Here is a 14,054-nt window from a genome sequence, read left to right as displayed (position 1 = left end):
TGTGTGCCTGGCTATGCGGGAGTGGCGATGATGATGCATCTGTTCGCGCTGACCGCTGTGGTCGAAGCGGGTTCGGCGGCTGCGGCGGTCGGTGCCGCGAGAGCGAGAGCACCCAGGGTGACGACGATCGTCACTCCGACCGCTCGGAGGCGCATTTTGTGCACGTGCACGTTCCCTTTCCTCGTTCGAAGAGGCTTGCGAGGAGTGAACGTACCAGCCCCGGACGATCAGTTCGAATTCGTTGAACTTGAGTCACCGATTCGAGTGTTGGACGACCGATCGTTGCCTATTGTATTACCTCGGACTCGCCGCAGATGTCCGCGAGGCGGGCGCGGATTGATTCGGCCTCTCCCCGGTGGCGAGTTCGCGTAATTTCGAACGCCTGTTTAAGTGAAGCCTGTGCGGCAGCGGGGTCGCCCGACGCCAATTGCGCCTCGGCCAGAGCCCGTTGCGCTTGCACCGTTTCGTCCGCGTCGTGCATGCGCTCGGCAAGGGTGGTTGCGGCGCTCAGGTGACGGATCGCGGAGCTGAGGCGACCTGCGGTGAAGTGGGTCTGGCCCAGGCGCCGTCGGGCCTGGGCTTCTTGGTGGGTCGCGCCGATGCGTTGCGCGATGTCGAGCGCGTCCGTGAGGTGTCGGACTGCCTCTACCATGTCCCCCGCTCTGCGGTGTGCTTCGCCAAGTCCGATGAGTGTGTCCGCCTGGCTCTTTTGGTCTCCAAGCGCCCGGAATTCGACGAGCGTTTCTTGGTAGAGTGCCGCGGCGGCGTCCATCTCGCCCAACTCGATGAGGGCGTCGGCCAGACTTCCGTGCACGGTCGCTCGGTCGTATCGGTTTCCGGACCGCTCCAGATAGATGAGTGACTTCTCGAAAGAGCGGCGAGCAGACTCCAGGTCCCCGACTCGCATGTGCAAGTCGCCGAGGTTGTTGAGGGCTTTCCCCAGAGATGTGTGGTCGCCCGCCTCCGTGAATCCTGTAAGCGCTTTCTCGAAGTGTTCGCGCGCTCGGTCGTGCTCTCCCAGGAACAGGAGTGTCACCGCGATGTTGTTGTAGCCGCGGGCTCTGTCCCACGGATCGCCGGAAAAGGCTGTGAGGCCGAACGATTTCTGGAAGAGGACGAGAGCGGCGCGGTGTTCGCCCAGGTGCCAGTGGAGGGTGCCGAGCGTTCGCAGGGCCTCCCCCTCAGCCTCCACGTCTGCGGTCGCGCGGGCGATTTCCAGGGCGCGCTCCCCGGTTTCCGCGGCCTCCGGGTAGCGGCCGGCATGTGCGTGCAGGGTGCTCAGATGCGACAGGGCGCGGCACAGGGCGGCCGAGTCGTCGGTGTGGGACCAGTGCTCCACGGCGGGGCGGAGGACGGCGTGCGCGTCGTGCCAATGGCACTCCGCATTGAGGAAGCCGGCCATGGCGTAGGCGAGTCGTGCGGCGGTTCCCGGTTGGTCGTGGCCTCGGGCGTACGCCTCCACGGCCAGGAGGTTGGTTCGTTCGGCGACGAACCACGAGCGCGCGGTATCGGCGTCGGGCCAGTGCGGCATCCTGTGCCGGGGGAGGTCATGCGGCGGGGCTGACCGCGTACGACGGGGGTAGGCGAGACGGTCGGCGCCGTCGGCTGCTGCTGCGTAGAAATCGATCAGGCGGTGCAGGACGTCGGACCGCTCCTGAGTGGTGTCGTCGAGGACGGCTCTGGAGCGTCCGTACTCGCGCAGCAGGTCGTGGTACTGATACCGGTCCGGTGTCGGCTCGCGAATGAGATGCGCGGCCAACAGCGACTCCAGGGTGCGTTCCACAGCTGCCGGCGGCAGGTCCAGTGAGGCGGCGGCCACCTCCGTCGTGAAGTCCTGGCCGGGGTGCAGACTGAGGCGACGGAACGCCGTGCGGTCTTCGGCGGCAAGCGTCTGGTACATGAGGTCGAAGACATGCTTCACCTCGTGATGATCCGCATCCCGGATCTCATCGAGCCGGCCCTCGGGACGGGCAAGACGGTCGGCCAACGTGGTGAGTGTCCAGGACGGGTGGGCGCGGAAACGGCTCGCCACCAGTTCGATCGCGAGGGGCAGACAACCGCATTGCCGGATGATTCGGGTGATCTCCTCGACGTCGTTCGTGCGTTCCGATCCTGCGAATGCGCGGAACAGGGCGACGGCGTCGTCGTCGGGTAACACATCGAGCGGAATGTGCCTGGCGTGTGGGAGGCCGGTGAGGTGGCGCCGACTGGTGATGATGGCCAAGGAAGCGGAGCTGCCTGGCAGTAGAGGCCGGATCTGATGGACGCTCACTGCGTCGTCGAGGACGATGACGGCCCGGCGGTCGGCCAGCATGGTCCGCCACAGGGCTGTGCGGTTCTCGAGTTCGAGGGGAATGGTCTCCGCGGGAGCTCCGAGCAGCCGGAGAAGCGTGGCCAGGGCGGTGCCGGGGTCCAGTGGGTCCTCGACGGGGGAGTGGCCGCGAAGGTCCAGGTACAGCTGCGCATCGGGGTATTTCTCGGCGAGCCGGTGTGCCCCGTGCACGGCTACGGCGGTTTTGCCGACCCCGGCCATGCCGCTGAGTGTGCTGAGGGACTCCAGGCTGATCACGCAACCGTCCGGCGTCGCTGTTTCGGCTACTGCGCCCAAGGCCTGGAGTTCCGTCCGGCGGCCCACGAGCGGGGGCTGGTGGGGAAGGTTCCGAGGTGGGTGTGGGGCTGTGCGCGACGTTCGGTCTGTTGTCGGGCGTGATGTCGAAGCAGTGCGGACTGGTGATCCCCCGCCCCGGACGATGTCGACGGCCGGCAGGCGATCGAGGATCCCGCTGTGGATACGGTTCAGTTCGACGCCGGGACGGGAGCCGAACTGTGTCATCAGGAACTGACGGATCTCCTGGTGGACGCGGAGGGCTTCGGTGTAGCGGTCGGTGCCGTAGTACGCCAGCATCAACTGGCCGCCCAGCGTCTCGTCGCCTGGGTGCAGTTCGACGAGGGCGGCCAACTCGGCGGTGAGTTCCGCGAACCGGCCCAGCCGCAGAGCGGCGGCGAACCGGGAGACGGTGGCCCTGAGCCGTCGTTCTGTCAGCGTTCTGCGCACGGTTTCGGCCCACAGCCCGGGCAGACCGGCCAACGCGTCGCCCTGCCACAGCTGTTCGGCTCGGTCGAGGAAGGCGGCCGTCCGCTCGTCGTCCCCCTCGGACACCAGGCCGCCGCCCTCTGCCACGAGCTGCTGGAACCGGTGCCAGTCCACGGATTCGGGGGTGGTCTCAAGCGTGTATGTGTGGGCGCGATTGGTGATGCCGGGTGCGCCTCGGGATGAGGGGGCAGCGGGACGCAACTGCCGACGGATCCTCGACACGTAGGTGTGCACGCTCTCGCGAGCACGCGGCGGCGGGTCGCCGTCCCACAGCCGGTACATGAGTGCGTCGAGCGCGACCGGACGGCCCACCTCGAGTGCCAGCGAGGCCAGGACAACTCGCTCTCGGTCCGAACCGAGTTCCGCGCGCCGACCGTTCAGCCGGAGGCCCACTGGGCCCAATAACTGGAATTCCATCCGTGCCTCCCGCGGGCCTGGGCCATTCGACGAACACGCTGGCGGGGCAAAGGACTTGGTGACGGAGGAATGAGCATGACAGGAAGGGTAGGGCGTTGCCAGATGTGCCTTCGTGCTGGCTGAATCGTTTCTCTCCGGGCCGTGCTTGCTTGCTTCCTGCATCTTCAGGCCGAGGGCAGGGGTAGGACACCTCTGATCGCTACAGAGGGACAACGGCCGGGAGGGGAAAGGCGGACGCATGTCTGCGGCGCGAGATGATGACCGGGGCAGCGTCGGCAACGTCATAGGCGGGGCGGCCCACTTGTACGGCCCGACCATCCAGGCGCGCGACGTCCATGGCGGCGTTCACTTCCAGGTTCCGCTACCTCCGCGACCACCCAGGCCCCGTCAACTGCTGCCGGTGCCAGCTCACTTCACCGACCGTGTGGAGGAACAGGCCGCTCTCGATGAGCTGTTCAGGACGCGTGCAGACGGCGGTGACCCACAGCCGCTGATCGTGATCAATGGGCCCGCGGGGATCGGCAAGACGACGTTCGCCTCCCGCTGGCTGCGCACCCACTCGTCGGCCTTTCCCGACGGACAGCTCTATGCCGACCTGCGCGGACACGTCGCGAACGGCCCGGCAGGCCCGGGAGAGATCCTCGGTCAGTTTCTGAGAGCGTTCGGTACCCCTGCGGTGCCGGGCGACCTGGCGGAGCAGGCCTCTCTGTGGCGTTCCGTGACGGCGGACCTGCGGATCGCGGTCATGCTGGACAACGCGTTCACCGCGGCACAGATCCGGCCGTTGTTACCGGGCGGGCCCGGTGGGCTCGTCGTCGTGACGAGTCGCCACAGGCTGACCGGGCTGGGTATGGACGGCGCCGAGTTCCACCGTCTGCGCTCGCTTGGTGTCACGGCTGGAGTGGAGTTGTTCATCCGCGGCGTCGGCGAGAACCGTGTAGCCGGTGAACTCTCCGCGGTACGTGAGGTCGTCTCTCTCTGCGCGGGTCTGCCACTCGCGGTGTGTCTCGCCTCCGCACGGCTCGCCGCCCGCCCTGGCCAGCCGGTCACCGCGCTGGCCGAGGCGCTCACCCCGGACGAGGGTCGCCTGACACTGCTGGAGGTGGAGGGAGAAGGGACAGTGCAGAACGCCCTGGACGCGTCGTACGCGGTGCTCAGTCCGCAGTCCGCCCAGCTCTATCGGGCACTCGGCCTCTTGCCGATGCCCGCCTTCGACGCACGCACCGCGGCCGCGGCCTGCGCGCAGTCGCCGGCCTGGGCGGAACGACAGCTGGACGAACTCGTCGAGGCCAACGTGCTGGAGGACATCGGCCCGGACACGTACCGCTTCCACGATCTGGTACGAGTCCACGCCCATGACTGTGCCTCGACGACGGAGACCGCGTCGGCCTGCGAGCGGATCCAGCGCCGAGTCGCCGACTGGTACCTGAACACCGCCACCGAGGCACAACAGCGGATCACCCCCATCCAGTTCACCCTGCCCCGCACCTATGCGCACCCGCCCCAGCTGACCCTGCCCTTCACCGACGACATCGCGGCCCTCGGCTGGTTGGACGCCCGGCGCCTCCACCTGATGGCCGTACTGCGCATGGCCGCCGAGCGCGGCTGGCACGCCACGGCCTGGCAACTCGTCGACGCGATGTGGCCGTTGTTCCTCCGTCTGCGCCACTACGACCTGTGGATCGAGGCGCACCGGATCGGGCTGGACGCCGCCCGGAACGACGGACACCGCGAAGCCGAACGGCAGATGCTCAACTCCGGAGCCATCGGCCTGAGTGCGGCGCACCGTACCGCGGAGGCCGTCGAGTGGTACGCGGCATCCCTTCGGGCTGCTCGCGAGGCAGGTGACCGGCGCGATGAAGGGCAGGCACTGCTGGGCCTGGGCGGTTGCTACATCCAGGAGGGGCGACTTGCCGACGCCGTGCCCGATCTCGATCGGGCAGTGGAGACATGGGCGGAGTGCGGATATCCGCGTGGGGTGGCTCTTGCGAGGATCCTGCTCGGCGAGGTGGCACTGGCCGAGCAGGACCTCGGCCGGGCCGTCACCTGTTTCACCCTCGCCCGGGACGGTCTCCTGGCCGTGTCCGACCCGCACGACGCGGCCAGGGCTCTCGCCTTCCTGGGCCGGACCCACGCGCGCGGCGGAGACCACACTCAGGGCGTGTCACAGATGCGGGAGGCTCTTGAGACGTTCACCTCTTCAGGTGCCGCACACTGGCAGGCGCGCACCCTGGAGATGCTCGGCGACAGCGCTCGGGAGCGCGGCGACGACGTGGCGGCCGGGGATTTTCGGGCACAGTCTCTCGCCCTGTACGAGGTGACCAGCCCGGCGGACGCGCGCCGACTCCGCTGACAGCCGGTGCGCCAGGACTCGTGTGAAAGGGGCGGAGCCAGGGCTCACTCCCGCCGCAGCACGTGGATGTCGTGAAGGGTCCGCACCTGATGCCTCGCCACCAGCCAGGCGTGCAGGCAGGACGCCAGCAATGGCTGGTCCGCGGGTACCCAAGGAGCCAGGAAAACCGCCCTCCGGTTCGTGCCGTCGAATATCGCCCAGCCGCCTTCGGTCAAGGGTGCCGCTGCGAGCCGACACCCTGGATACGCGGCTGCGACGTCCGTCAGCCAGCGCACCGCGTGAGCCGACGGCCGCACGCGGCTTGCGTAGAGCACGTCCGAGCAGCTCAGCCAGCAGTGTTCGTGGCAAGTGTCGGCGTCGGCCGCGAAGTGCTCGTCGGCGTCGGCTGATCTGGTGTTGTCCGCGAAGCCGACCTGTGCCGTGAACTCGTAGGCGCGTTCGGCCGAGGTGCCTCGAAGGACCAGGGCGCTGCCGGAGCCCGTCCGTTGCAGGAGACCCTTCGAGTGGAGTGCCGAGGCCGCTTCGGATTGCCGAAGCACGACGGTGACGAGGCGCCTCATGCTGGAACTTGCCGTCGGCCTTGCGCCCAGCTGTCCAGGGCAGGCGGATTCGGCAGAGGGACGGTCACTGGTTCGTGAGCGGGTTGACCCAGCCCCAGCAACCGGTACATGAGTCGACGCATGTTCCGGTTGAACCGCCCTGGTTCGGAGGTGATGCGCTCCGCGATGGCCGCGTACTCCGCGGGCCGATATTCGGCGGTGGCGTAGTCGAGTTGGGAGACCAGCGGGTGTGCGGGCGAGAGGGCGGGCGCGGCCATGGCGAGCGCGGCGGCGGGAGACAAGACGTTGATCTCCTGCTCCGGTGAACTGGCCAGCAGAATGGGCGCCTTGGTGAGCGTGCCGTACAGCGTGACGGATCCGTGGTCCCCGATTATGTGGTCTGCGGCGATGAGGACGGCCCGCCAGTCCGCCTCGGGTGCAAGGACTGTGATGCCCGAGTGGGCACAGCGCGCCAGCCAGGAGCGCACCTGCCATGAGCCGTGCCCCGACCACACGTTGGGATGCACGAGGATGACCGAGCGGAATCGTCCGGCAGGCAGTTCGGCCATAAGCCGGGGAAGCAACGACTCTAATCGCCCGAAGGACGAACGCGCGCCCCACGTCGAGGCGACGACGACTAATTTCTCCTCGCCCGCAAGACCTAGCGCCCGGCGGTACACACTACGCAGCGGTCGGCTCGCCACGATCCGGTCGTGTGCGGGATCACCGACCACGTGTGCGAGGGGCAGTGCCTCCGGGCAGTGCTGCTTGAGAACGGAAAGTTCTGCGTGATGGGGCACGGCCACGGCAGCGGGCAGCCTGCCGCCCGGCGCGAGGTCCTGCCTGCGCAGGCCGGCCACACCCGGATGCGACCCCGTGCTCAGTCGTTTGAGGTAACCGGCTCCATGCGGCAGCGTCAGCAAAGGAGCGGAGATCTTCTCCACGCCCCGTGGACCAGCAGCCAGTGCGAGGTCGAACTTCATTCGAATCGCTTCGTCCCACGGCAGTACCGCTCCCCCCAAACTCTGGAGGAAGAACGGGACTTCATCGCCGAAAACGTGCGGCGGAGCTGTGAACACCACCTGGACCCTGAAGTCGGCCTCCAGCAGCGACAGAATGTCGAGCAGTCGCTTTCCGTAGGCCAGGGTGTGGACGACGGCCAGTACGGTTTTGCGTTCGACCATGGTCAGCCACTCGCGTTCGGCGACCAATGGATCTGTGCTCGTGCTCAACGCCGACATGGCGTTCCCCCGTTGTCCGTTGGGGCCCGGACAGGCCCTCGTACCGTGAGTCCTGCCCGCGGCTGCAGACGGAAGCCTTGCGTCGGCCTTGCGGAAACCTTGCGGGGCACTGCCGAGGATGGAGGAGTCCTCGGGTTCACCCAACTCTGGACAGTTCGCGACTGGTCCCTCCCCTCGTAGCGTGAAGACCTTGACTGCAGGGGAAGTTGGAAGCCATGGCGGAGAGGCGGCGGAAGTTCGAGCCGGAGTTCCGTGAGGGGGCGGTACGGATCGTGACGGAGACCGGGACGTCGATCGCCGAGGTCGCGAAGGACCTGGGGATCTACGAGACCACGCCGGCCAACTGGGTGTCCCGGGCTCGGCAGACCGGCGCGGCGCTGGCTGGCGGGGGTGACGAGGCGGAACGGCTGCGGCGGGAGAACGCCCAGCTCAAGCGGGACGACAACCGCAGCGTGCTGCCTGTGCCCTGGAGCGCGGACAGGCCGGCGGCCAGCGTCTTTCCGCTCGGGCTGAAGGCCACGCAGGTGGCGTAGCCGTCGGGGACGGTGAACACGACCTTGCGGGGCGCGGCCTCCTGGGCTCTCGACTCGATCACCGCGAGCGGGACGGCGACGGCGGGCACGCCGAGCGCGGCGAGCAGCAGGGTGCGGCGCCGCACCCTGGCGGGGGGGTTTCACCGACGGTCCGCCGGATCGCGGTTGCGGTCGCGTCCCACCGGCCGCCGCGGCGGGGGCGTCGATCTCTGCGGGTTCGACGGAGTCCATCCGCGCACACCCACTCCCTGTGGAGGAAGTGGAGGAAGCGAAGGGAGACAGGGGCTCACGCCGACCGAACGGCCCCTGCGACAAGGGCTGTTGCGGCGTCCGCGCAGCCCCAGGACAGGGTGACTCCGGCGCCTCCGTGGCCGTAGTTGTGCACCACCCGCCGCACCCGGCCGTGCGGACGGGGGTCGGTCTCCAGGCGGACGCCCCCGTCTCGATGGGGCCGCAGGCCCACCTGGTGGCCGAGGACCGGGGCACCTGCCAGTTCCGGGAGCAGTTCGGTGCAGCGGCGCAGGATCGCGGAGGCGGTGGCCGGTGACGGGGTGGTGTCCCACTCGCCGATCTCGAAGGTGCCGCCGAGGACGATGTCGGTGCTGCGGGGGTGGACGTAGGTGCAACCGTCGACGTTGTCCTCGTCGCGGACGGACGTGTGCAGCCCGGGGTTGGCGACGAGGACCAACTGTCCTCGCACCGGCCGCACTTCGGTGTCGCCGCACAGGGCGCGGGCGCCCAGGCCGGAGGCGTTCACCACCACGGGAGCCCATACGCCCGCCTGTTCCAGGGCGTCGATGCGGCGATGGATCAGCGTGCCGCCCGCCGCGGAGAAGGTCTGCTGGAGCCAGGGCAGGTAGCGGGACATCTCCACGGTCGGAACGGTGAACGCCCAGCCGCCGCTGAACGGGGCCTGTACCTCGCCGCTGCGCAGGGCGCGCAGGTCGGCAAGGGCCGAGGCCCACCAGGGGACGTCGGGGGCTTCGCCGCGCAGCAGCATCCGGGTGGGGCGCATGACCACGCCGGGTACCCCGTTCGCCGCCTGGCGGGCGAACTCGTCGAAGGTGCGGGTGGCCCAGTCCATGACACGAGGCTCGAACCGGGTGCGGGTCGGGTACCAGACGGCCGCGGCCACGGAGGACGTCGTCGCGTCCGACGGCTCGGCCGTGACCACGGCGACTCGGGCACCGGCCTGCTGCAGGCGCAGTGCGGTGGTGAGCCCGATGGCCCCGGCGCCGACGACGACCGCGTCGAACCTGTCGCCCATGTCTCCCCCTTGATCGCGGAACCGTGTGATTCTCACTGTCGGCGGGGAGTTGACGACCTGTCCAAGACCAGTCATGTTCAATGCCATAAGCCGCGCTTATAGTTGGCGGATGGACCTGCGGCGGCTGCGGTACTTCCTCGTGCTGGCGGAGGAGTTGAACTTCACGCGGGCCGCGCACCGGCTGCACATCGCCCAGCCCGCTCTGAGCCAGCAGATCAGGGCGCTGGAAAGGGAGATCGGCGCCCAACTGCTCGAACGCGGCGGCCGGAGCTGCCGGTTGACCGTCGTCGGTGAGGTCGTGGCCCGCGAGGCCGGCGAACTGTTGGCCCATGCGGCCGCGTCGCAGGAACGGATCCGTGCGGCGGTCGGCGGACGGCAGGGGCAGCTGCGCCTGGCCCTGACCAGGTCCGCCCGCGGCGGCCCCGTCGACGCCCTCCTCGCCGCGTTCCGTACCCTCCATCCGGACGTGGATCTCGTCGTACGGACCGGGTGGACCGCGCACAACATCACCGAGCTGCTGGCCGGCAGGCTGGATGCCGCCTTCGTACGGCCTCCGCTGGACGGCGAGGGCCTGGAGTGCCGGCACATCGCCCGCGAGGAACTCCTCGTGGCCGTCCCCGCCGGTCATCGCCTCGCCCGTGAACGCAGGGTCACCCGCGCACGCATCGCCGCCGAACCCGTGATTCTCTGGCCGCGCGAGAACGCCCCCGGAATGCACGACCTGATCACCCGGCAGCTGTGGCCCGACGGCGCGCGCATCGTGCGGGAAGAACCCGACGACGAGCAACTCCTCCTCAGCGTCGCCGCGGGCACCGGCATCGCCCCGGTGCCCGAGGGGCGTGCTCGCGCGCTGCGCATACCCGGGGTGCGGCTCAAGCATGTGACCGCGCCCATGCCCACCGTGGACCTCGCCCTGGCCCACCGGCCGGCGAGCACCGCGCCGGCACTGCGAGGACTCCTCGGTCTCATCGACACCTTGCCCGGCCCGACGGCCGACTGACGCCGGCTGCCACGGATGCCTTGGGAATCCGCTGTGGGGTGGACGTGGAGGCGAGCCACCCCGGCGCGGCCTCAGCGGATGTGCTTGGCGGGCTTGGTGGCGGCGTTGAGCAGGTACTCCAGGGGGCCGCGGCGGAAGAAGCGGGACCAGACCGCGGCGAACACGATCGCCCCGAGGACGAACATGATCAGCGTCACCCAGGACTCCTCGTCGTTGGTCGCGCCGAACCGGGGCAGCCAGCCCTGTATGACGAAGTGGCCGACGTAGGCGGTCAGGGACATGGTGCCCACGGCGACGACCGGTGTGGCCAGGCGGCGCAGTCGCGGGAGGCGGTCCATCGCCACCGTCGCGCCCACGATCATGAGGATCGCGACTCCCACGCTGCCGATGATGTCGAACGTGGTGCCGCTGTGCGGCCCGGCCGTCAAGAGCGACGACGCGTGGGACTGGAGCGACCCGCTGTCGAGGGGCATCGACCCTGAGCCGCCGGACGACGACCCGTCTTCCGCCGTGCTCCGCAACGCGTCCTTGCCGGCCAGCAGCAAGGACATGCCGTACGCGGCCACGGTGAGGGCGGCGCCGAGCGCGGCCAGGCGCCACTGGACGGCGGTCGCGGACAGGTCGAGTCGGGCCAGCGCCATACCGGCGATCACGAACGGAATCCATGTGATCGTCGGGTAGAAGCCGGTGAGCAGCAGATCGAGCACTCCCACGTCGCTGAGCCGGTGGAGCGGGTCGTAGGCGTTGATGCTCTGCCGGATCGGCTCGGTCAGCAGCGAGTTCAGGGCGAACGCCAGCTGTGGTGTGACGAGGGCGAGGGCGGCCGCGGTGATCGCGAGTGTCCTGGCGCGCAGTCGCACCAGGGGCAGGGCCAGCAGGAAGTAGACCCCGTAGAAGGCGAGGATGACCACTGACCCGTATTCCATCGCCATCACGGTGCCCAGCGCCAGCAGGATGACGGCCCGGATCGCGATCCGGGCCTTCGCCTGCCGGCCGGCCAGGCCGGTCTTCGGCTCCCGGCGGCCGGCGAGCAGCATCAGTGAGAACCCGGCGAGGGTGGCGAACAGGACCGACGAGTGACCGTCCGCCAGGTACCGGATCCAGCTGGCGACGCCGTCCGTGGCCGACAGCGGGGGTCCGATGTGTACGACGTACATGCCGAACACCGCCAGCGCGCGGGCCAGGTCCACGCCGACGAGGCGTCCCATCGAAGGACCGGTCGAGGCCGGCACGGCGGACTCGGGGGAGGTGCGGGGCTGCGGAGGTGAGTTCTCCTGCGGGGCTGAGGTCTCCCGCAGCGGTTGCGACTGTGTCATACGGAGAATCTCGCGCGGACATCCGGAGGCGGACCATCCGGCAGGCTTCGGTAACGGCCCCGCCGATCGGCGGGTACCACCCTGCCGACCGGCGGTGTCGCGCCCGAGCGGTCCGGCGCGACCGGACGGCGGTCTTCTCCAGCCACTCGGCGGGGGCGGACCCGACGGTTGCCGGATGGGGCGCGGAGTAACCGGGCTTCCAGGCTGGAGGCATGACACACCGTGGGTGGCGCAAGGAGCGCGAGGACCTCCTCGGATCATCGGCCGACGCACCGAGCCGTGACGCGGTCCCTGACAGGGGCGAGTTCTTGGAGTTCCTCGGCCTGACGCTGACGGCGGGCGCCTTCGTCCTGTTCGTCGTGCGGCCTGAGACAGCCGAAGCGTTGGTGCACGCCCTCGTCACCGGGGCAGCCACATTCGTCCCCTGATCCGACAGATGTCCACGCCCCGGTGCACCGGCCCGCTGACGCGGTGCCCCGAAGACTGCAGAAGAAGAGGAATCTCGTGAACACCGCATCCGCCCCGACGACGGACGAGACGTCCCTGTCCGCCCGAGAGACGGTCAAGGCACTGTGCGCTTATGTCCGGCCGCACCGGTGGGCCGTCGCTCTCGGCCTGCTGTGCGCCCTGGTCGGGGCCGCCGGGGGACTGCTGCAACCGCTGGCCACGAAGGCGCTGGTGGACCGGCTGGCGACCGGGGAGACCATCGCCGGGATCCTGATCGCGCTGACCGTGCTGGTGGTGCTGGGCACGGCGGTTGAGGCGTTCGGCGCGTATGTGCTGGAGCGGACGGCGGAGTCGGTGATCCTGGCCGCGCGGCGCACCCTTGTGGGGCGGTTGCTGCGGCTGCGGATCGCGGAGTGGGAGCGGATACCGCCGGGTGATCTGATGTCCCGGGTCACCTCGGACACCACACTGCTGCGGGCGGTCAGCACCCAGGCGGTCGTCTCCGCGGCCACTGGTGCGGTGGCCTTCGTGGCGGCGATCGTGATGATGGCGTTCCTGGACGTCGTGCTGCTGGGTGTGACGCTCGGCGTGGTCGTGCTGGTCGGCGGGGCCGCCGCTCTGGTGATGCCGCGGATCGCGCAGGCCACCGAGCGGTCGCAGGAGGCGGTCGGAGAGATCTCCATCGCGTTGGAGCGGGCCTTCGGGGCGTTTCGCACGGTGAAGGCGTCCGGTGCCGAGGAGCGGGAGGCCGCCCGGGTGGAGGCCGCGGCACAGCGGGCGTGGCGGCACGGGGTGAACAGCGCGAAGTGGGAGTCCGTGGCAGGCTCGGCGGACGAACTCGGCGTACAGCTGGCCTTTCTGGCGGTCCTCGGGGTCGGCGGGGCGCGGGTGGCGTCCGGGGAGATCCCCGTGTCCACCCTCATCGCCTTCCTGCTGTACCTCTTCTATCTGATCGAGCCGGTGTCCAAGCTGGTCGACGCCGTGTCCCACTATCAGGAGGGGGCGGCCGCGATCTCCCGGATCGCGCAGGTGGAACGCCTCTCGACGGAGCCGACCGCCCGGCACAAGGGCGCCCGGCTCGGGGCGGGGGAAGCAGTCCCGGGTGCCGTATCGGTCCGCTTGGAGGACGTGTCCTTCCGCCACCGCCCGGAGCTGCCGTACATCCATCAGCAGGTGAGCCTTCAGATACCGGCTGCCGGCATGACGGCCTTGGTCGGTCCCTCCGGTGCGGGCAAGTCGACGGTGTTCGCACTCATCGAGCGGTTCTACGAGGCCACCGGCGGCCGGGTCCTGATCGACGGCAAGGACGTACGGGACTGGTCCCTGTCCGAACTACGGTCCGCCATCGGATACGTGGAGCAGGACGCTCCGGTGCTGGCCGGCACACTGCGCGAGAACCTGGTCCTCGCGGCGCCCGACGCAACGGACGACGCCATCCGCGACGTTCTGGCCCGGACGAAGCTCGACACCCTCGTCGACCGCCTTCCCCACGGCCTGGACACCCAAGTCGGGCACCGCGGCTCGAAGTTGTCGGGCGGCGAGCGGCAGCGCATCGCCATCGCCCGCGCACTGCTGCGCAAGCCCAGGCTGCTGCTGTTGGACGAGGCGACCTCGCAGCTCGACGCCGTCAACGAACTGGCCCTGCGGGACGTCATCGCGGACGTGGCCCGGGAGACCACCGTGCTGGTGGTGGCCCACCGCCTGTCGACGGTGACACGCGCCGACCGGATCATCGTCATGGACGCCGGACGAGTACGGGCCGTGGGCACCCACGAGGAACTGGTCGCCCAGGACCGGCTGTACACGCAACTGGCGGCCACCCAGTTCCTGGCCCCCACGCCATGACC

General features: G+C 69.4%; 10 protein-coding genes. 5 read left to right on the top strand and 5 right to left on the bottom strand.

All coding sequences use genetic code 11. The features are described 5' to 3' along the window. Positions 1 to 286: 286 nt before the first annotated feature. Positions 287 to 3,208 carry an ATP-binding protein gene (locus OHU89_RS08635; protein WP_405641408.1) on the bottom strand — a complete coding sequence of 974 codons (2,922 nt, stop codon included), beginning with the start codon at positions 3,206 to 3,208 and terminating at the stop codon, positions 287 to 289. A gap of 703 nt (positions 3,209 to 3,911) precedes the next feature. Here OHU89_RS08635 and OHU89_RS08630 point away from each other — a divergent pair. Further along, positions 3,912 to 5,864: a regulator gene (locus OHU89_RS08630; protein ID WP_405641406.1), complete on the top strand. Its 1,953-nt coding sequence runs from the start codon at positions 3,912 to 3,914 to the stop codon at positions 5,862 to 5,864. Positions 5,865 to 5,908: 44 nt separating this feature from the next. Here OHU89_RS08630 and OHU89_RS08625 read toward each other — a convergent pair whose 3' ends face one another. Beyond that, positions 5,909 to 6,424 carry a hypothetical protein gene (locus tag OHU89_RS08625; RefSeq protein WP_405641404.1) on the bottom strand — a complete coding sequence of 172 codons (516 nt, stop codon included), beginning with the start codon at positions 6,422 to 6,424 and terminating at the stop codon, positions 5,909 to 5,911. Continuing rightward, on the bottom strand, positions 6,421 to 7,644 hold the full coding sequence (locus tag OHU89_RS08620; RefSeq protein ID WP_405641402.1) for a hypothetical protein: 1,224 nt from the start codon (positions 7,642 to 7,644) through the stop codon (positions 6,421 to 6,423). Before OHU89_RS08620 ends, OHU89_RS08625 begins: the two co-directional genes overlap by 4 nt. 215 nt (positions 7,645 to 7,859) lie before the next feature. Between OHU89_RS08620 and OHU89_RS08615 the strand changes: the two genes are divergently transcribed. Further along, positions 7,860 to 8,177, top strand: coding sequence for a transposase (locus OHU89_RS08615; protein ID WP_405641400.1), 318 nt, complete (start codon positions 7,860 to 7,862; stop codon positions 8,175 to 8,177). A 286-nt stretch (positions 8,178 to 8,463) separates the two neighbouring features. On the opposite strand, the gene OHU89_RS08610 is transcribed toward OHU89_RS08615, so the two are convergent. Continuing rightward, positions 8,464 to 9,444, bottom strand: a complete 981-nt coding sequence (locus OHU89_RS08610) for an FAD-dependent oxidoreductase (protein ID WP_405641398.1) — start codon at positions 9,442 to 9,444, stop codon at positions 8,464 to 8,466. Between the two features lie 109 nt (positions 9,445 to 9,553). Between OHU89_RS08610 and OHU89_RS08605 the strand changes: the two genes are divergently transcribed. Further along, the gene (locus tag OHU89_RS08605; RefSeq protein ID WP_405641397.1) at positions 9,554 to 10,444 is read left to right on the top strand and encodes a LysR family transcriptional regulator; all 891 of its coding nucleotides are present in this window, start codon (positions 9,554 to 9,556) and stop codon (positions 10,442 to 10,444) included. Between the two features lie 71 nt (positions 10,445 to 10,515). Here OHU89_RS08605 and OHU89_RS08600 read toward each other — a convergent pair whose 3' ends face one another. Further along, the gene (locus tag OHU89_RS08600) at positions 10,516 to 11,760 is read right to left on the bottom strand and encodes a DUF418 domain-containing protein (protein ID WP_405641395.1); all 1,245 of its coding nucleotides are present in this window, start codon (positions 11,758 to 11,760) and stop codon (positions 10,516 to 10,518) included. Positions 11,761 to 11,972: 212 nt separating this feature from the next. On the opposite strand from OHU89_RS08600, the gene OHU89_RS08595 reads away from it, so the two are divergent. Then, the gene (locus OHU89_RS08595; protein ID WP_405641393.1) at positions 11,973 to 12,188 is read left to right on the top strand and encodes a hypothetical protein; all 216 of its coding nucleotides are present in this window, start codon (positions 11,973 to 11,975) and stop codon (positions 12,186 to 12,188) included. A 76-nt stretch (positions 12,189 to 12,264) separates the two neighbouring features. After that, complete coding sequence (locus OHU89_RS08590) at positions 12,265 to 14,052, top strand: ABC transporter ATP-binding protein (RefSeq protein WP_405641391.1); 1,788 nt, start codon at positions 12,265 to 12,267, stop codon at positions 14,050 to 14,052. Positions 14,053 to 14,054 lie beyond the last annotated feature (2 nt).

This window comes from Streptomyces sp. NBC_00019 (assembly GCF_045041015.1).
Taxonomy (GTDB): Bacteria; Actinomycetota; Actinomycetes; order Streptomycetales; family Streptomycetaceae; genus Streptomyces.
Note: the sequence above shows the minus strand (reverse complement) of the source record. Positions and strands in the feature narration are given on the sequence as shown.

What these genes read in the sequence shown, in the direction of transcription:
- OHU89_RS08625 (WP_405641404.1), bottom strand. Translation starts at nt 6,424, where the DNA reads ATGAGGCGCCTCGTCACCGTCGTGCTTCGGCAATCCGAAGCGGCCTCG.
- OHU89_RS08620 (WP_405641402.1), bottom strand. Translation starts at nt 7,644, where the DNA reads ATGTCGGCGTTGAGCACGAGCACAGATCCATTGGTCGCCGAACGCGAG.
- OHU89_RS08615 (WP_405641400.1), top strand. Translation starts at nt 7,860, where the DNA reads ATGGCGGAGAGGCGGCGGAAGTTCGAGCCGGAGTTCCGTGAGGGGGCG.
- OHU89_RS08610 (WP_405641398.1), bottom strand. Translation starts at nt 9,444, where the DNA reads ATGGGCGACAGGTTCGACGCGGTCGTCGTCGGCGCCGGGGCCATCGGG.
- OHU89_RS08605 (WP_405641397.1), top strand. Translation starts at nt 9,554, where the DNA reads ATGGACCTGCGGCGGCTGCGGTACTTCCTCGTGCTGGCGGAGGAGTTG.
- OHU89_RS08600 (WP_405641395.1), bottom strand. Translation starts at nt 11,760, where the DNA reads ATGACACAGTCGCAACCGCTGCGGGAGACCTCAGCCCCGCAGGAGAAC.
- OHU89_RS08595 (WP_405641393.1), top strand. Translation starts at nt 11,973, where the DNA reads ATGACACACCGTGGGTGGCGCAAGGAGCGCGAGGACCTCCTCGGATCA.